General features: G+C 71.8%; 13 protein-coding genes. 10 read left to right on the forward strand and 3 right to left on the reverse strand.

Annotated elements, in window-relative coordinates; translation table 11 throughout:
* Positions 1–97: 97 nt before the first annotated feature.
* A complete protein-coding gene (locus ACFYR0_RS02090) occupies positions 98–1,711 on the reverse strand; it encodes an NADH-ubiquinone oxidoreductase-F iron-sulfur binding region domain-containing protein (protein WP_386378468.1) in 1,614 nt (537 codons plus the stop codon).
* Positions 1,708–2,952 carry a cytochrome b/b6 domain-containing protein gene (locus ACFYR0_RS02095; protein ID WP_389320719.1) on the reverse strand — a complete coding sequence of 415 codons (1,245 nt, stop codon included), beginning with the start codon at positions 2,950–2,952 and terminating at the stop codon, positions 1,708–1,710. Before ACFYR0_RS02095 ends, ACFYR0_RS02090 begins: the two co-directional genes overlap by 4 nt.
* 446 nt (positions 2,953–3,398) lie before the next feature.
* On the opposite strand from ACFYR0_RS02095, the gene leuS reads away from it, so the two are divergent.
* The 9 genes from leuS to ACFYR0_RS02140 all read left to right on the forward strand — a co-directional run bounded on the left by leuS (position 3,399) and on the right by ACFYR0_RS02140 (position 15,282).
* On the forward strand, positions 3,399–6,272 hold the full coding sequence (gene leuS / locus ACFYR0_RS02100; RefSeq protein ID WP_389320722.1) for a leucine--tRNA ligase: 2,874 nt from the start codon (positions 3,399–3,401) through the stop codon (positions 6,270–6,272).
* A gap of 394 nt (positions 6,273–6,666) precedes the next feature.
* Positions 6,667–7,380: a hypothetical protein gene (locus ACFYR0_RS02105; RefSeq protein ID WP_389320725.1), complete on the forward strand. Its 714-nt coding sequence runs from the start codon at positions 6,667–6,669 to the stop codon at positions 7,378–7,380.
* Positions 7,381–7,461: 81 nt separating this feature from the next.
* Positions 7,462–8,307, forward strand: a complete 846-nt coding sequence (locus ACFYR0_RS02110; protein WP_389320727.1) for a DegV family protein — start codon at positions 7,462–7,464, stop codon at positions 8,305–8,307.
* Positions 8,308–8,603: 296 nt separating this feature from the next.
* Complete coding sequence (locus ACFYR0_RS02115) at positions 8,604–9,698, forward strand: helix-hairpin-helix domain-containing protein (RefSeq protein WP_389320730.1); 1,095 nt, start codon at positions 8,604–8,606, stop codon at positions 9,696–9,698.
* 155 nt (positions 9,699–9,853) lie between these two features.
* The gene (locus tag ACFYR0_RS02120) at positions 9,854–12,403 is read left to right on the forward strand and encodes a ComEC/Rec2 family competence protein (protein ID WP_389321110.1); all 2,550 of its coding nucleotides are present in this window, start codon (positions 9,854–9,856) and stop codon (positions 12,401–12,403) included.
* A 4-nt stretch (positions 12,404–12,407) separates the two neighbouring features.
* The gene (locus ACFYR0_RS02125) at positions 12,408–13,229 is read left to right on the forward strand and encodes an arylamine N-acetyltransferase (protein ID WP_389320732.1); all 822 of its coding nucleotides are present in this window, start codon (positions 12,408–12,410) and stop codon (positions 13,227–13,229) included.
* Between the two features lie 177 nt (positions 13,230–13,406).
* Positions 13,407–13,652 (forward strand): hypothetical protein, encoded by a 246-nt coding sequence (locus tag ACFYR0_RS02130; RefSeq protein WP_389320735.1) that lies wholly within the window; start codon positions 13,407–13,409, stop codon positions 13,650–13,652.
* Positions 13,653–13,829: 177 nt separating this feature from the next.
* Complete coding sequence (holA, locus tag ACFYR0_RS02135) at positions 13,830–14,816, forward strand: DNA polymerase III subunit delta (protein WP_389320738.1); 987 nt, start codon at positions 13,830–13,832, stop codon at positions 14,814–14,816.
* Between the two features lie 67 nt (positions 14,817–14,883).
* Positions 14,884–15,282, forward strand: coding sequence for a nuclear transport factor 2 family protein (locus ACFYR0_RS02140; protein ID WP_389320741.1), 399 nt, complete (start codon positions 14,884–14,886; stop codon positions 15,280–15,282).
* 440 nt (positions 15,283–15,722) lie between these two features.
* Here the strand turns inward: ACFYR0_RS02140 and rpsT are convergent, their stop codons facing one another.
* Entirely contained in the window at positions 15,723–15,989 is a 267-nt protein-coding gene (gene rpsT, locus ACFYR0_RS02145; RefSeq protein ID WP_386378457.1) for a 30S ribosomal protein S20, read from the reverse strand.
* A 222-nt stretch (positions 15,990–16,211) separates the two neighbouring features.
* Here rpsT and lepA point away from each other — a divergent pair, with 222 nt between their 5' ends.
* A complete protein-coding gene (gene lepA / locus ACFYR0_RS02150; RefSeq protein WP_389320744.1) occupies positions 16,212–18,077 on the forward strand; it encodes a translation elongation factor 4 in 1,866 nt (621 codons plus the stop codon).
* Positions 18,078–18,300 lie beyond the last annotated feature (223 nt).

Here is an 18,300-nt window from a genome sequence, read left to right on the forward strand (position 1 = left end):
AATGATCCGGCGGGATCTTTTTTTGCGTTCGGGCGTCGGGCGGGCGCGTCCGGCCCGCGCGCGCGTAGAGCGTCCACGCGCGCGCGTGCGGCTCGGGTCAGCGGCCCAGTGCGCGTCGGCCGCGGCCCTGGGACAGCACCGGCAGGTTGTTGCGGGCCGGTGCCTGGGCGCGGGTGTCCTCCTCGATGCGCAGGGCCAGGGCGGGACAGCGACGCACCGCGCGTAGCGCCTTCGCCTCGGCGGGGCGGGGCACCGTGGCCTGGGCGACGGTCGGGAAGCCGTCGGCGCCCAGCTCGAAGACCTCCGGCAGGATGTCCGCGCACAGGCCGTGGCCCCGGCAGAGCGTCCAGTCGACGAAGATCTTCTGGCGGCTGGGACCGTTCTCCTCGGCCTCGCTGCCGCCCGGGATGCCCGTCGGGGCCCTGCCGCCCTCGAAGAGCGGCAGTACGCCCGCCACGGGCCGTCCACAGCCGTTCCCGAGGACGTGCGCGGCGAGGTCGTCGGTGAAGGCCTTGATGGTCGACTCCAGGAACATCGCGGAGCCGTCCGGGTGCGAGCACGCGCCGCGCCGCTTCACGTTCCTGGCGACCTGCTTCACGGCCTCCAGGGCGGCCGGACCGCCGCCGTTGAGGATGTCCTCCATCCCGCGCGCGGCGGCGGGCAGCCCCAGGTAGCAGGGGCCGCACTGGCCGGCGCTCTCCTCGGCCAGCCACTGCGCCACGCGCAGCGACTCGCCCAGCGGGCAGGTGTCCTGGCTGATCGGCAGGATCGCACCGGCGCCCAGCGAACCGCCCACCGCGTCGAGGGAGTTGCGGGAGACGATCGCCTCGTTGACGGTCGCGGCGTCGATCCACTTGCCGTGGTAGCCGCCGGTGAGCACGCCCTGCGGTACCGGCGGGGCCCCGGCCAGCTGGAGGACGTAGCGCAGCGGAACGCCCGTGGGGACCTCGATCACCATCGGGCGGGCGACCGCGCCGGACACGGTCAGCATGACCGTGCCGGGCTCGTCGTACAGGCCCGTGTTCCCGTAGCGCTCCGGGCCGATGCGGGCGGCGATGGCCAGCTGGGCGAACGTCTCGGCGTTCGACAGCAGGGTGGGCGCGCCGCCCACGCCGGTCTGCGAGGCGCTGATCTTGCGGCCCGGCGGGACCGCCGGGCCGCCGTCGATCGAGCGGATCAGCGACGCGGCGGCGCCGGTGACCATGCGTACCGGGTTGCGCTGCACGCGTGCGCGCAGCGCGGACCGTCGTCCGTTGTTCAGGCCGCGCTCGGCGAGCGCGGCCTCCATCGAACGCTGGGTGGACTCACGAGTGACCCCGATGACGAGCGTGCGGGCGCCGAGGGCCTCCGCGCACAGCAGCGCGCCGTCCAGGATCAGGTGAGGGGCACGGTTGATCATCACCGTGTCCTTGCGGCAGGCCGGCTCGTCCTCACTGCCGTTGACGACGACGACCGGCCGTACGCCGCGCTTGATCGCCGATTCGGCGACCGAGCGCAGCTTCTTGTGGAAGGGGAAACCCGCGCCGCCGCGGCCCCTGAGGTTGATGCGTTCGGCGAGCTGGGCGAGCTGCTCGCCGCCCATCGGCTCGAGCGGCCCGTGCACCTTCAGGTGCATGGGCAGATCGAGCCGTTCGACAAGGTCGAAGCCAGACGTGAGCTGCGGAAGTCCTACGACGCGGACTTCCGGGACGTCGGGCAGGGCCTCGTTCACTTAAAGCCTCCGGAGGGCGTGTTCCAAGGTTCGCCCGAACCCGGTGCCTCGTAGTCGTAGGAGGCACCGGGGAATGGTTCTGTGGCGGGACCGCTGTTGTACGTGTCACCCGCGTTGTACGTGCCGTAGACGGTGTTCGACTCATTCGTGTCGTACACATCACTGGAACCGTAGGTTCCGGCGCCCGGATTGCCATAGGTCGGGATGGTGTATCCCGTGTCGTTGAGGGGGTCGTAGGACGAGGGCGGGGCCTCTCCCACCGGCGGCGGGGAGGGGATGGGCCAGGAACCGGTGGTGTTGTCCACGCGCGGGAGCGCCTCCGTGGGGGCGCTGAAGTCGGCGAGATCCATCCGCGCGGTCTCGTCGGCGGTCATGGAGCCACCCGGACGCGGGGGCGTCGAGACCGCCCGGTAGGCGGCCGCGAAGCCGTTCGCGGGCTCGGTGGGCGCGTTGAAGGACTCGGGGGCCGGGCGCTGCGGGGTCTCGCGGGTGCGCGGCCCGGATTCGGCCGTGCGGGCGCGGCTGGCGTCCAGGTCCTCGAGGCCCGGCCTGTCGTCGTTGCCGATCAGCGCGGTGATGCGGTCGGCGATCTTCCGCTTGACCGGGCGGGGGGCCGCGCGCAGGGCCAGGGCGGCGGTCACGCCCGCGAGGGACAGGCCGTAGAGGATGACGAAGATCGGCTTCGCCTCACGGCCGGCGTACAGGCCGTGCAGCAGGGCGGCGCACCAGGCCGGGTAGGCGAGCATGTGCATGGCCCGCCAGCGGGCGGCGACGGGCGCCGGGGAGGCGAACGCGCCGCGCAGCGCTCCCGTGATGCCGACGAAGATCATCATCAGGCCGGCCATGGAGCCCAGACCGATCAGGCCCGCGCTGCCGGTGACGCCGAGCGAGAAGGGGATCACCGCGGCGACCAGGTCGACATGGTCGAGGGCGAGCTTGGTGGTGACGTGCAGCAACAGGAACGCGATCGAGGCGACCGCGGTGGTGCGGTGCACCGCCTGGCCGACGATCCGCTGACGCGTGTTGAGGAAGATGCGGTCCTGGGCGACCAGGCCCCAGATCACCGAGCAGCTGAGTGACACGAGAGACAGCACGCCGGCGCCGAAGTTCAGGAAGTCGCGGACCTGGTCGCCTCCGATCAGGACGACCACGGGGATGAGGAGCAACATGGCAGCCGTCGCGGCTCCGTAGGCCGAGCGGCCGGGTTTGGCGAGCGAGCTGTTACTACGTCGAGGGTTCATGGGGGCAACTCCGAGCGGTTCGGGAAAGCGGTCCCGAGGCGGAACTCTAAGCGGCTCCGATACCGACGAGTACGAGGTTTGAGTTATTGCGCTGTTATCAAAGGACAATGAGCTTGTTGTGATGCCCCTTAGTGGCTGTTACGCGAAGTAATCATTGACTATGGTTCAGCTTTTACTGTGCGTGACGAGTGTGATCTTCACGACTCCCGCTGGTTACACTGCGTGAAGTCGCAGTCGCGTAAGGCCGTCGCAAGCGCCTACAGGGCTGCGGTACCCTGACGCCATGCGTGCCGTACGCCTTCTGCTTAGCGAGCCGCGCTGATCAGTCCCGGCCCCGGGCGAACCGAGAGGCCGGAGTCGGCGCGGCGTCCCCTCCTGTGCGAGGGGATTTTTCGTTTCCGAAATGGCAGCCGCTGGCAGAGACGATCGATGGAGCTTTGAGGATCATGAGCGAGACGACCCCCGCTGCCGCCGCCGAGGTGGCGGCGCCGCACCGCTACACGGCCGCGATGGCCGCGGACATCGAGGCACGCTGGCAGGACTTCTGGGACGCCGACGGCACCTACGCCGCGCCCAACCCGAGCGGTGACCTGGCGGGTGACCCCGAGCTGGCCGCCCGGCCCAAGAAGTTCATCATGGACATGTTCCCGTACCCCTCGGGCGCCGGCCTGCACGTCGGCCACCCTCTGGGCTACATCGCCACCGACGTCTCCGCCCGCTTCCAGCGGATGACCGGGCACAACGTCCTGCACACCCTGGGCTTCGACGCCTTCGGCCTGCCCGCCGAGCAGTACGCCGTGCAGACCGGCACGCACCCGCGCGTGTCCACCGAGGCCAACATCACCAACATGAAGGCCCAGCTGCGCCGGCTGGGCCTGGGCCACGACAAGCGCCGGTCGTTCGCCACGATCGACCCGGACTACTACAAGTGGACCCAGTGGATCTTCCTGCAGATCTTCAACTCCTGGTACGACGACGAGGTCCGCAGGGCCCGCCCGATCGCCGAGCTGATCGCCCAGTTCGAGTCCGGTGAGCGGACCGTACCGGGACACACGCGCGCGTGGAACGAGCTGACCGCCGCCGAGCGCGCCGACGTCCTGGGCGAGTTCCGCCTGGCCTACGCCTCCGAGTCCCCGGTCAACTGGTGCCCCGGCCTGGGGACCGTCCTGGCCAACGAGGAGGTCACCGCCGACGGCCGTTCCGAGCGCGGCAACTTCCCGGTCTTCAAGGCCAAGCTGCGCCAGTGGAACATGCGGATCACCGCGTACGCCGACCGGCTGCTGGACGACCTGGACGAGCTGGACTGGCCCGAGGCCATCAAGCTGCAGCAGCGCAACTGGATCGGCCGTTCCGAGGGCGCCCGCGTCGACTTCCCGATCGACGGCGAGCGCATCACCGTCTTCACCACCCGCCCCGACACCCTGTTCGGCGCGACCTACATGGTGCTGGCACCCGAGCACCCGATGGTCGAGAAGTTCACCCCGGCCGCCTGGCCCGAGGGCACCCACGACGTGTGGACCGGCGGGCACGCCACCCCGGCCGAGGCCGTCGCCGCCTACCGCGCGCAGGCCGCCTCCAAGTCCGACGTGGAGCGGCAGGCCGAGGCCAAGGACAAGACCGGCGTCTTCACCGGCGCGTTCGCCACCAACCCGGTCAACGGCGAGCAGGTCCCGGTCTTCATCGCCGACTACGTCCTGATGGGCTACGGCACCGGCGCGATCATGGCCGTACCGGCGGGCGACCAGCGCGACTTCGAGTTCGCGCGCGCCTTCGAGCTGCCGATCACCTGCATCGTCGAGCCCACCGACGGCCGCGGCACGGACACCTCGGCCTGGGAGAACGCCTTCTCCTCCTACGAGGCGAAGATCATCAACTCCACCGGCGAGGGCATCTCCCTGGACGGCCTGCCCGTCCCGGAGGCCAAGGCGCGCATCACCGAATGGCTGGAGCGCAAGGGCATCGGCGAGGGCACCGTCAACTTCCGCCTGCGCGACTGGCTGTTCAGCCGCCAGCGTTACTGGGGCGAGCCCTTCCCGATCGTCTACGACGAGGACGGCGTCGCCCACTCGCTGCCCGAGTCGATGCTGCCGCTGGAGCTGCCCGAGGTCGAGGACTACAGCCCGCGCACCTTCGACCCGGACGACGCGGACACCCAGCCCGAGACGCCGCTGTCGCGCAACGAGGAATGGGTCAACGTCACCCTGGACCTGGGCGACGGCCCGAAGCAGTACCGCCGCGAGACCAACACCATGCCCAACTGGGCCGGTTCCTGCTGGTACGAGTTCCGCTACCTGGACCCGCACAACGACCGGCAGCTGGTCGACCCGGCCATCGAGCAGTACTGGATGGGCCCGCGCGAAGGCCTGCCGCACGGCGGTGTCGACCTGTACGTCGGCGGTGCCGAGCACGCCGTGCTGCACCTGCTGTACGCGCGCTTCTGGTCGAAGGTCCTGTTCGACCTGGGCCACGTCTCCTCGGCCGAGCCGTTCCACAAGCTGTTCAACCAGGGCATGATCCAGGCCTACGTCTACCGCGACAGCCGCGGCATCGCGGTGCCGGCCGCCGAGGTGGAGGAGCGCGACGGCGCGTACTACTTCGAGGGCGAGAAGGTCTCCCGTCTGCTGGGCAAGATGGGCAAGTCCCTGAAGAACGCCGTCACTCCGGACGAGATCTGCGCCGAGTACGGCGCCGACACGCTGCGGCTGTACGAGATGGCGATGGGCCCGCTGGACGTCTCGCGCCCCTGGGACACGCGCGCCGTGGTCGGCCAGTTCCGTCTGCTGCAGCGGCTGTGGCGCAACGTCGTCGACGAGAACACCGGCGAGGTCACGGTCGTCGACACCGAGGCCGACGAGGACACGCTGCGTGCCCTGCACAAGGCGATCGACGGCGTGCGCGGCGACCTGGAGGGCATGCGCTTCAACACCGCCATCGCCAAGATCACCGAGCTGAACAACCACCTGACCAAGGCGGGCGGGGCCGTCCCGCGGTCCGTGGCCGACGCGCTGGTGCTGCTGGCCGCGCCGCTGGCCCCGCACATCGCCGAGGAGCTGTGGCGCAAGCTGGGCCACACCGGTTCCGTCGTCCACCAGGACTTCCCGGTGGCCGACCCGGCCTACGTGGTGGACGAGACGGTGACCTGTGTCGTCCAGATCAAGGGCAAGGTCAAGGCCCGCCTGGAGGTGCCGCCGGGCATCTCCGAGGAGGAGCTGGAGAAGGCCGCGCTGGCCGACGAGAAGGTCGTCGCGGCGCTGGACGGCGCGGCCGTCCGCAAGGTGATCGTGCGGGCGCCGAAGCTGGTGAACATCGTCACCGGGTGACGGTGATCGTCACGCGGTGACGGTTGACGCCGCAGGCGGCCGGGCGGTCGTGGCCGGGTGCTGTCGGTTCTGAGTGCCGGGTCCGGGGGCTGTGGAGGTCGGTTCCGCGTGCTGGGGCCGGTGGCTGTGCCGGTCGGTTCCGCGTGCAGGTTCGGGCGGCCGTGCCGATCGGCTCCGAGTGCCGGTACTCGCGGTTGTGCCGATCGGATCGGATGCCGGTCCTGGTGGCCGTGTCGTCGCAGGTGAGCGGCGGTGTCGTCGGGCGGTGGCCGGGGAGTCGGGGTAGTCCCCTACGGGCAGGTTCGGGGTTCCGTTGGAACTCCGGGCCTGCCCTTTGCGTTTACCGTTTGAAGTGCGGCGCGGAGCGTGCCGCGGCAGGCGGAGGAGGAGCACCGTGGAAGCAGTGGTCGCAGTGGTGGTACTGCTCTTCGCGCTGTTCCTGGCAGCCGGTGCCTACGCGGCGGTGAAGGCGGTCGGCGCGGCCAAGCGCGGGGTGGACCGCACGCTCACCCAGGCCCGCCGCACGGTCGAGGACCACACCCTGCGGGCGAAGTCCTTCGCGGCCCCGGGCCCCGCGGGCGAGATCGCCCAGCTCCGTCTGACGCTGCGCACCTCGATGCGGGCCACACAGGACGCCCTGCACGCGGGCGTGGCCGAGGACGAGTCCCTCAAGGAGTCCCTCGCCCTCTTCGAGCGGCTCAGCGCGCACGGCCACGAGCTGGACGCCGAACTCCGGCGCCTGGAGTCGGAGCCCGACCGGGCCACGCTCGCCGCGCGTCTGCCCGCGCTGCGCGAGCGCACCGAACGCATCATCGGCTCCGCCGACTCCCTGCGCTGGGCGGCCCGCGACCGGGCCCGCCGCTTCGCCGAGGACGACCTCGACTCCCTGAGCACGCAGATCGACCTGGAGGCGGGCGCCCTGCGGCACTGGACGACGACGGGCTCGGCGACCCCGCCGCCTTCGTGGTCCGACTCGTCCGCCACCACCGAAGGAGCGGCCCGCCCGCCCCGCCCCGCCGAGGAACCGGCCCAGCCCGCCATCACCCCGCCCGGCGTGCGTCCCACCTACCCCTGGCAGAAGAAGCCCCGCCCCGAGAGCACCACCTGAGAGCACCCGAACACGCCACCGGAACCCTGCCGAGCGGGGCCGGACTGCCACGCGAGCGCTACGCCAGGTAACCTCCAGCTCATGTCCCGCCATGTCGCGATCGTCACTGATTCAACGGCCTACCTGCCGCAGGGGACGATGGAGCGTCACGGCATCACCGCGGTGCCCCTGACCGTGGTGCTCGGTGACCAGGCACTCGAAGAGGGTACCGAGATCTCCACCCGTTCCCTCGCCCAGGCGCTGCAGAAACGACGCCCCGTCACCACCTCACGCCCCGGCCCGGAGATGTTCGCGCGGCACTACCGCGAGGTCGCCGAGTCCGGGGCCACCGGCATCGTCTCGCTCCATCTGTCCGCGGAACTGTCCGGCACCTACGACGCGGCGGTCGTCGCGGCCCGTGAGGCGCCCGTGCCGGTGCGGGTGGTGGACACCGGCATGGTCGCCATGGCGCTCGGATTCTGCGCGGTCACCGCGGCCGAGACGGCCGAGTCGGGCGGCACGATGGACGACGCCGTCGCCGCCGCGGAGAAGCGCGCCGCCGGTACCTCTGCCTACTTCTACGTGGACACCCTCGACTTCCTGCGCCGGGGCGGGCGGATCGGAGCCGCCCAGGCCCTCTTCGGCTCCGCACTCGCCGTGAAGCCGCTCCTCCAGCTCGAAGGGGGCCGCATCGGCCCGCTGGAGAAGGTCCGTACGGCGTCGAAGGCGATCGCCCGGCTGGAGACACTCGTCGTCGAACGAGCCGGTGCCGCGCAGGTCGACATCGCCGTCCACCACCTCGCCGCCCCCGAACGGGCCGGTGCCCTCGCGGATCGTCTGCAGGAGCGGGTGCCGGGACTGGTCGACCTGCACGTCAGTGAGGTGGGCGCGGTGATCGGGGCGCATACGGGTCCGGGGCTGTTGGGGGTCATCATCTCGGTGCGCTGAGTCCTTGGCGCGCTGAGTCCTGGGACGGCTGAGTCCTCGGAGGGCTTGGGCCGTCGCGGCGCGCCGAGGGGTTGCGCGGGTTCGCGCCGAAGCCGGTCGGTGGCTCGGGTTCGTGCCAATGCCGGCCGGTGGCCCGGTTTCGCGTCAGGTCGGCCGGTGGCTCGGGGTGCCGTCAGAACCGGCGGCGGCCAGCGAGCGTCACCCTCACGGGTGGTGGAGTTTTCCACAACCAGTGGATCGTCCACGGAACTTGACCAAGATCATCGCAGGCCGCCGCCATGCGTGATCCTCGTGCCATGGCACTTCGATCACATCCATGTACACCGTCCGCGACCAGCGGCCCCGGCCGGGGTCCGTCCTCCGACGGCCGCGTGCGTCACCGGCGGCGGCCCACCCGGGCCCGGCACGGAAGCCACTCCGCCGATGAACTGCGGCGGCGCGCCGCGTCGTTGTTCGCCGAGCCGCCGGCCGGGCGCGTCGAGACGGGGGCAGGGCCGCCACGGGCGGTTCAGTCGAGGCCGCGGGCAGGAAGCCCGGAGGCCGGGGACGAGTTACCTGCCTCGGAGGAAGTCGGCCCGGTGCCAATGCCGGTGCCCGATCCGGTTTCTGCGCGCGACGACAGTGAGGTCGCGCGCCGTCCGGGTCCCGGGGCGGACTACGGGGATCTGCTGAGGCGCCGGGCAGGGCTCGCGCTGCGGGAGCGGATGCCGGTGTGGTTGCAGTCGCGGTGCGGTCTGGAGCGCCGGAGCGTGGTCGCCCTGGCGGTGGTGCTCGTCGTGGCGGCGGGGCTCGCGGGGCAGCACTTCTGGAGCGGCCGCACCCAGCCGGTGGCGGCACCCGAGGTGGTACGCGAGGCCGACTCCTATGTGGAGGAACGGACGGATTCCACCGCCGCCGAGCCAGGTCCCTCCTCGTCCGAGGGCGGCGCACGGGCCGGTGCGCCCCCGGCGGAGATCGTGGTCGACGTCAGCGGCAAGGTCCGAGAACCCGGCATCCACCGGCTGCCCGCCGGGTCACGGGTCGCCGACGCGCTCCAGGCCGCGGGGGGAGTGCGGCCCGGTACGAAGCTCGACAGCCTCAACCGGGCCCGGTTCCTGGTGGACGGCGAGCAGGTGGTCGTCGGAGGCCCGGCCGGCGCGGCGCCGGGGGGCATGATGGGCGGAGCCGTGCCGGGAGCCGTGCCACCCGCGGGACCGGCGGCGCCGGTGTCGCTCGGCACGGCCACGGTCGAGCAGTTGGACGGGCTGCCGGGAGTGGGGCCCGTGCTGGCCCAGCACATCATCGACTACCGCACACAGCACGGGGGCTTCCGCACGGTCGACGAGCTGCGGGAGGTCAACGGCATCGGGGAACGTCGCTTCGCCGACCTGCGGAACCTGGTGCGGCCGTGATCCCCGACGAGACCGCGCCCCCCACTCAGGTGGGCCACGCCGACCGGGCCGGCCCCACCGCTCCCACACCTCCCGTCGCAGGGGGCACCCTCGTTGCCGCGGGAGACACACTCGCCGCCGGAGGGGACGCCTCGCCCCCTCCCGACCGCGGCGCCGTGCACAGCGGCTCCGGCAGACGCCTCGGATCCGCCCACCCCCGGCAGGAGGAGGCGCCCGCGGACCTGCGGCTCGTGCCACCCGCGCTCGCGGCCTGGGCGGCCGCGGCACTGACGCTCGGCGCATCGCCGGGGTGGGTCATGGCCGTGGCCGCTGCCGGCGTCGCCGTGGCCGGCGGGCTGCTCTCGGTGCGGGGGCGAGGGGCCGGCGGACCTGGGCGGCGTCACTGGTCGGTGGCTGCCGTGCTGCTCTGTGCGGCCGCGGCCGCGGCCGCGGCCTCGGCCGGACTGCACGGGGCCGACCTGCGCAGAGGGCCCGTGCCGGGGCTGGTGCGGCAGTACGCGACCGTGACCGCCGACGTCGAGATCACGTCCGATCCCCGGCTCTCCAGACCGCGTGTCCGAGGTAACCACATGGCGCCCGGGGTCGTGCTCGTCGACGCCGAGGTGCGCGAGGTCCTGGCGCCGGGCGGGGCCGCGGCGGCGACACGTACGCCCGTGCTGCTGATGGTCGACGCGCGGGAACGCGGGGCCACCCCGGCTGTCGGCGCCGGAGGGCCGGTCTCGTCGCCCTGGCTGCGGCTGCTGCCGTCGACCCGGTTGCGGGTGACCGGGCGGCTGGCGCCTGCGCTGATGGGCGCGGACCGCATCGCGGGAGTGCTGCGAGTACGCGGGTCGGCCCCGGAGGTGACGGCGACGCCGTCGGCGCACCAGCGTCTCGCGGGCCGGTTGCGCGCCGGTCTGCGAGAGGCCACCGACGGGCTTCCGGCCGACGCGCGGGCACTGCTGCCGGGGCTGGTGGTCGGGGACACCTCCCGGATCACGCCGGAACTGGACGAGGCGTTCAAGGACACGGACCTCACGCATCTGCTGGCCGTGTCCGGCAGCAACCTGACCATCGTGCTGGCGCTGCTGCTCGGCCCGCCGGGGCTGGCGCAGCGCGCCGAGCGCCGTGGGCTCGCCCCGCGGCTGGGGATTCCCCTGCGGAGCACCGCGGTGCTGGGGGGAGGGCTGACGCTGGCGTTCGTCGTGGTGTGCCGGCCCGATCCGAGTGTGCTGCGGGCGGCCGCCTGCGGGACCGTCGTGCTGCTGGCCCTGGTCACAGGGCGCCGTAGATCGCTGATCCCGGCGCTGGCGACGGCGGTGCTGTTGCTGGTGTTGTACGACCCCTGGCTGGCGCGCAGTTACGGGTTCCTGCTGTCGGTGCTGGCCACGGGAGCCCTGCTGACCGTCGCGCCTCGCTGGAGTGCGGGGCTGAGGCGACGGGGCGTTCCACCGAGGGTGGCCGAGGCGCTGGCCGCGGCCGGGGCGGCACAAGCGGTGTGCGCGCCGGTCGTGGTGGTTCTGTCGGCGCGGGTCAGCCTGGTGGCGGTGCCGTGCAACCTGTTCGCGGAGTTCGCGGTGGCACCGGCCACGGTGCTGGGGTTCGCCGCGCTGGCGGTGGCGCCGGTGGCGATGCCGGTGGCCAAGGGGATTGCGTGGGTGGCGGGTTGGCCCGTCGGGTGGATCGCCGACGTCGCCCGGGCCGGGGCGGCGCTGCCCGGTGCGGGAGTGGAATGGCCGCATGGCTGGCCGGGGGCGGTGCTGCTGGCGCTGGTCACGGCGGTCGTGGTGTTCCTGGGCAGACGGCTGGCGGGGCGGCCGTGGCTGTGCGCGGTGTGCGGGGTGCTGTTGCTGCTCGTGGTGGTGCGGCCGCCGCCGCTGAACAGGGCGATCACGGGCTGGCCGCCGCCGGGCTGGCGGCTGGCGATGTGCGATGTCGGGCAGGGGGACGCGCTGGTGCTGGCGGCGGGTGCGAACAAGGGGGTGGTGGTGGACGCGGGGCCCGATCCGGAGCCCGTCGACCGGTGTCTGCGGGCGCTCGGGGTCGCGGAGGTGCCTCTCGTGGTGCTGACGCACTTCCACGCGGATCATGTGGCCGGCCTGCCGGGTGTTCTGCGGGGCCGGGCGGTGGGGGCGATCCAGACGACCGGGTTCGAGGAGCCGCTCGAGCAGGTGGAGTTCGTGCGCGGGGAGGCGGCCGCACGGCGGATTCCGGTCACGCGGGCTGTGGCGGGCGAGCGGCGGCGTACCGGGGATCTGTCGTGGGAGGTGGTGTGGCCACCGCCCCCGGCACCACCCCCGGTGCCTGGCGCCGGACCGTTCGCCCCGGTGCCGATGCCGGTACCGACACTGGAGCCCGAGGGGCCGAACGACGCGAGTGTCGCGTTGCTCGTGCGGTCTGCCGGACTGCGGATGCTGCTGCTCGGAGACCTCGAACCACCGGCCCAGCGGGCGCTGTTGAGGTCGTCGGCGGCGGCGCGGTTCGAGGGGGTGGACGTGCTGAAGGTCGCCCATCACGGGTCCGCGTACCAGGATCCGGAGCTGATGCGGCGGGCAGCGCCGAGGCTGGCGCTCATCTCGTCGGGAGCGGACAACCCGTACGGTCACCCGGCTCCGGGCACCGTCGGGGCGCTGCGACGGCAGGGGGCGGTGGTGCTGCGAACGGATACCGGCGGCGCGATTGCCGTGGTCGGGGAGGGCGGGGAGGTGCGAGTGGCGCGAGACTGAAGGCATGAATTCCGAAGAGGTTGAGGCCTATCTCGCTCGCATCGGGGCCGAGTACCCGGCGTGGCCCACTGTCGACGTCCTGCGCGATCTGCATCTGCGGCATCTGCGGACCGTGCCCTTCGAGAACCTGTCGATCCACCTCGGCGAGGAGATCGCCCTGGAGGAGAAGCGGCTGGTGGACAAGGTGGTGGGCGCGCGCCGGGGCGGGTTCTGCTACGAACTCAACGGCGTCTTCGGGGCGTTGCTGACGGCGTTGGGGTTCGACGTGGCGTACCTCGCGGCGCGGGTCTACGGCAAGGAGGGGCGGCTCGGGATTCCGTACGACCATCTCGTGCTGCGGGTACGGACGGTGGACGGGGGAGCGTGGCTGGCGGACGTCGGGTTCGGGGCGCACAGCCATCTGCCGCTGGAGTTCGACGCGCGTGGTGAACAGGTCGACCCCGGTGGGGTGTTCCGGATCGTCGAAGCGGGAGGGGGTGTGCCGGGGAAGCGGGGCGACGGCCCGGACTTCGGGGACCTGGACGTCTTCCGGGACGGGCAGCCGCAGTACCGGCTGGAGGTGCGGGCACGGACACTGGAGGAGTTCGCGGTCGGGGTGTGGTGGCACAGCACGTCACCGCAGTCCCACTTCCAGCGGTCGCTGGTGTGCTCGCGGCTCACGGAGGACGGAGGGCGGATCACGCTCAGCGGGCGGACCCTGACCGTGACGGCGGTGGGCGGAAGCCGTGAGGTGAGCGAGCTGGGGACGGACGAGGAGGTGCTCGCGGTGTACCGGGAGAGATTCGGGATCGAGCTGGACCAGGTTCCGGTGGTGCGGAAGGACTAGAGGCGCTCCGCCGGCGTCTGCTGCCCTGCGGGCACCTCCCTGGGCCCCTGGGAGCGCCGAGGCGGCCGGTCCTGACCCCGGGGGGAGGCGGCCGGATCCTGAGCCCAGTGTCCGGGGCGTGACGGGAGGACGACCCGTGTGCCTGAGGGGCGGACCGTGTACCGGAAAATGGGACCCGTGAGTGATGTGAGACATGTGCTGGTGCTGCCCGACCGCGATACGGCGGAGGAGGTGGCCGAGGCGTTGGGGGAGCGGTTCGGGCTCGACGAGGAGCCGCGGCTGGTGCGGGACGCGTTGGCGGGGGAGGACGACGCCGAGGACGCTCAGTGGCTTGTCGTCCTGAGGGACGAGGAGGGGCGGCTGGACCCCCGGGAGCTGGACGAGTTCGCCGGGGAGTGGGAGGGCTGGCGGGAGGAGCCGTAGCCCTGCCGGGCGGGTGGCCGGGCTGTGGTTCCGACGGCCGGGCAGCCCGCTGGCCCCGGCCACTCCCCACCCGACCTCCCCACCTCGTCCCGCCCCTTCCCAGTCCGCCCAGTCCGTCCGCCCCTCCCCGGTCCGCTCCCGTCCTCGATGTCAGTGGGGCATGGGATGCTTGGCGCAATGGCCAGGAAAGCTGCGAATGACGACCCCCTCGCCCCGGTGACGCTTGCCGTGGGGCAGGAGGAGCTGTTGCTCGACCGTGCCGTGCAGGAGGTGGTGGCCGCCGCCCGGGCCGCCGACGTGGACACGGACGTGCGGGACCTGACCCCGGACCAGTTGCAGCCGGGGACGTTGGCGGAGCTGACCAGTCCGTCGCTGTTCGCCGAGCGCAAGGTCGTCGTCGTGCGCAACGCGCAGGATCTGTCGGCCGACACGATCAAGGACGTGAAGTCCTACCTCGGAGCGCCCGCCGAGGAGATCACGCTGGTGCTGCTGCACGCGGGCGGCGCCAAGGGCAAGGGCCTGCTGGACGCGGCGCGCAAGGCCGGGGCGCGTGAGGTGGCCTGCCCCAAGATGACCAAGCCGGCCGACCGGCTGGCCTTCGTGCGGCAGGAGTTCCGCGCGCGGGGGCGGTCCGCGACGCCCGAGGCCTGTCAGGCGCTGGTCGACGCGATCGGCAGTGATCTGCGGGAGCTGGCCTCCGCCGTGTCGCAGTTGGTCGCCGACGTGGAGGGGACGATCGACGAGGCGGTCGTCGGGCGGTACTACACCGGGCGGGCCGAGGCGTCGAGCTTCACCGTGGCGGACCGGGCCGTGGAGGGACGGGCGGCCGAGGCGCTGGAGGCGTTGCGGTGGTCGCTGGCCACCGGTGTGGCCCCGGTGCTGATCACCAGCGCGCTGGCGCAGGGGGTACGGGCCATCGGCAAGCTGTCCTCCGCGCGCGGTGGCCGGCCCGCCGATCTCGCGCGGGAGCTGGGTATGCCGCCGTGGAAGATCGACCGGGTGCGGCAGCAGATGCGGGGATGGACCCCGGACGGCGTGGCCTTCGCGCTGCGGGCCGTGGCCGAGGCGGACGCGGGTGTGAAGGGCGGCGGGGACGATCCGGAGTACGCGTTGGAGAAGGCGGTCGTGGCCGTCGCGCGGGCCGCGCGCTCCAGAGGACGGTAGGCGCGCGGGGGAGGAGAATCGTCCGTGTCAGCCGTCCGTCGCCGGACACGGAAAGGTGGCGATCGCCATGGCTGAGCACGCGCACGCCAAGCTCGTCCGCGAGGGCTACGAGGCCTTCCAGCGCGGGGACATGGACGCCCTGCGCGGCATGATGACCGGGGACTGTACGCACCACGTACCGGGCTCCGGCGCGCTCTCCGGGGACTACAAGGGGATCGACGCGGTCCTCAACGACTACTACGGCCGGCTGTACTCGGAGACGGGTGGCACGTTCAAGGTCGAGTTGCGCAATCTGTTCGTGGACGGCCGTGGGCATGTCATGTCCGTGCACCACTTCACCGCGGACCGGAACGGCATGCACATCGACCAGATGGGCGGCATCGTCTTCCGGATCGTCGGAGAGAAGATCAGCGACCTCGACGAGTGTGTGGCGGACATGGCGGAGAACGACCAGTTCTGGATGTGAGCGCCGCCGGTAGCCCCAGGGCCGGTTGCCGATCCGACCGGCCCCGCCGTCCGACCCGCCCGACGTACACCCGCCGTCCGACCCGCCCGACGTACACCCGCCGCCCGACCCGCCCGACGCGCGCCGCCTGACGGCACGCCCGCCGGCCGACGGTAAGCCCGCCCGCCCTGCGGCCAGCGGCGGCGCCCGCCCCCCGCCACCGCCTCGCCCCACGCCGAAGGCCCCGGCTCCCGCCCTGGGGAAGGGCGGAAGGCCGGGGCCTTCGGATCAAGCAGGTTCATACAGGTTCAAGCTAGAAGGAGCAGCGCCCGCGTGGCGAACGCAGGCCGCGCGCCGCTCCGGGGTGCCGGTCGGGGGCGGATGAGAGAGGGCCCGCCCTGTGTCCTTCCGGCGAAGGGGAGCTCCGAGCAGGGCCCGGAGATCCGTCAGATCAGAAGGGTTCAGCCCTTGAGGGTCTCGACCTTGGAAGCAAGCGCCGACTTCTTGTTGGCGGCCTGGTTCTTGTGGATGACGCCCTTGGAGACGGCCTTGTCGAGCTGACGCGCGGCGGCGCGCTGGTACTCGGTGGCCTTCTCGACGTCACCCGCGGCGGCGGCCTCGCGGGCCTTGCGGATCGCGGTCTTCAGGGAGGACTTGACGGCCTTGTTGCGCTGCCGGGCCTTCTCGTTGGTCTTGATCCGCTTGATCTGGGACTTGATGTTCGCCACGAATGAGCCTTTTCAGGTTCTGGTGCGGGGCCACGGCGGGTCCCGTACCGGTGATTACTTGGGGTTGCGCCTCGCGCTGAGAGGGCATGAGGCACAGCCACCCAGAGTACCAGCGGCCCACCAGGTGGCCCAAACCGGCTTCCGGTCGCCGCGCGTGGGACCATGGAGGCTACGTATCGATCCGACCCGAGGCACAAGGCGCCTCAAGAGACAGGACCCTGCGTGCCCGCGACCCCTAACAATGTGCCCGAGCCGAGCCGTACCGACCCGGCTCTGATCCGCAACTTCTGCATCATCGCGCACATCGACCACGGCAAGTCCACGCTCGCTGACCGGATGCTCCAGCTGACCGGTGTGGTCGAGCAGCGGCAGATGCGCGCTCAGTACCTCGACCGCATGGACATCGAGCGCGAGCGCGGCATCACGATCAAGTCCCAGGCCGTGCGTCTGCCGTGGGCTCCCACCCATGACAAGAGCCAGACGCACATCCTCAACATGATCGACACCCCCGGGCACGTCGACTTCACCTACGAGGTCTCACGGTCGCTCGCGGCCTGTGAGGGGACCGTCCTCCTCGTCGACGCAGCCCAGGGCATCGAGGCGCAGACCCTCGCCAACCTCTACCTGGCGATGGAGAACGACCTCACGATCATCCCGGTGCTCAACAAGATCGACCTGCCGGCCGCGCAGCCCGAGAAGTTCGCCGAGGAACTGGCCAACCTGGTCGGCTGCGACCCGAGCGACGTCCTCAAGGTCTCCGCGAAGACCGGCCTCGGCGTCGACGCCCTGCTCGACAAGGTCGTCGCCGAGATCCCCGCGCCGGTCGGCGTCAAGGACGCCCCCGCCCGCGCGATGATCTTCGACTCGGTCTACGACTCCTACCGGGGCGTGGTCACGTACGTCCGTGTCATCGACGGTCAGCTCAACAAGCGTGAGCGGATCCGGATGATGTCGACCGGCGCGACCCACGAGCTGCTGGAGATCGGCACCAACTCGCCCGAGATGCTGCCCGCCGACGGCCTCGGCGTCGGTGAGGTGGGCTACCTCATCACGGGTGTGAAGGACGTCCGCCAGTCCAAGGTCGGTGACACCGTCACCAGCCAGGCCAAGGGCGCCACGGAGGCGCTCGGCGGCTACAAGGACCCGAAGCCGATGGTCTTCTCCGGTCTGTATCCGCTGGACGGCTCGGACTACCCCGAGCTGCGCGAGGCGCTGGACAAGCTCCAGCTCAACGACGCCGCGCTGGTCTACGAGCCGGAGACGTCCGCGGCCCTCGGCTTCGGTTTCCGCGTGGGCTTCCTGGGCCTGCTGCACCTCGACGTGATCCGGGAGCGGCTGGAGCGCGAGTTCGGCCTCGACCTGATCGCCACCGCGCCCAACGTGGTGTACCGGGTGGTCATGGAGGACCGCACCGAGCACGTCGTCACCAACCCGAGCGAATTCCCCGAGGGCAAGATCAGCGAGGTGTACGAGCCCGTCGTACGCGCCACGATCCTCGCCCCGACCGAGTTCATCGGCTCGATCATGGAGCTGTGCCAGACCCGGCGCGGCACCCTGCTCGGCATGGACTACCTCTCCGAGGACCGGGTGGAGATCCGCTACACCCTCCCCCTCGCGGAGATCGTCTTCGACTTCTTCGACCAGCTGAAGTCCAAGACCCGCGGCTACGCCTCCCTGGACTACGAGCCCACGGGCGAGCAGACCAGCTCCCTGGTCAAGGTCGACATCCTGCTGCACGGCGACAAGGTGGACGCCTTCTCGGCGATCACCCACAAGGACGCCGCGTACGCCTACGGGGTGCGGCTCGTCGCCAAGCTGCGCGAGCTCATCCCGCGGCAGGCCTTCGAGGTGCCGATCCAGGCCGCCATCGGCTCCCGGGTGATCGCCCGCGAGACCATCCGCGCCATCCGCAAGGACGTCCTCGCCAAGTGCTACGGCGGTGACATCTCCCGTAAGCGGAAGCTGCTGGAGAAGCAGAAGGAAGGCAAGAAGCGGATGAAGATGGTGGGTTCCGTGGAGGTGCCGCAGGAGGCCTTCATCGCGGTGCTCTCCAGTGACGAGAGCGGCGGGTCGAAGCCGAAGAAGTAACCGGCGGTCACGGCCCGCGGGCTGCGCGGACGCCGTCGTCGAGAGGCCCGTCGTACGAAAGTGCGGCGGGCCTCCGGCGTGTCGGAGGGGGCGCGCGGCGGGGGCGTCGGGTACGTCTTGGCCGGTCGCCGGTCGCCGGTCGCCGGTCGCCGGTCGCCGGTCGCCGGTCGCCGGTCGCCGGTCGCCGGTCGCCGGTCGCCGGTCGCCGGTCGCCGGTCGCCGG

Origin of the sequence: Streptomyces sp. NPDC005017 (assembly GCF_042873115.1) — a bacterium.
Classification (GTDB): Bacteria; Actinomycetota; Actinomycetes; order Streptomycetales; family Streptomycetaceae; genus Streptomyces.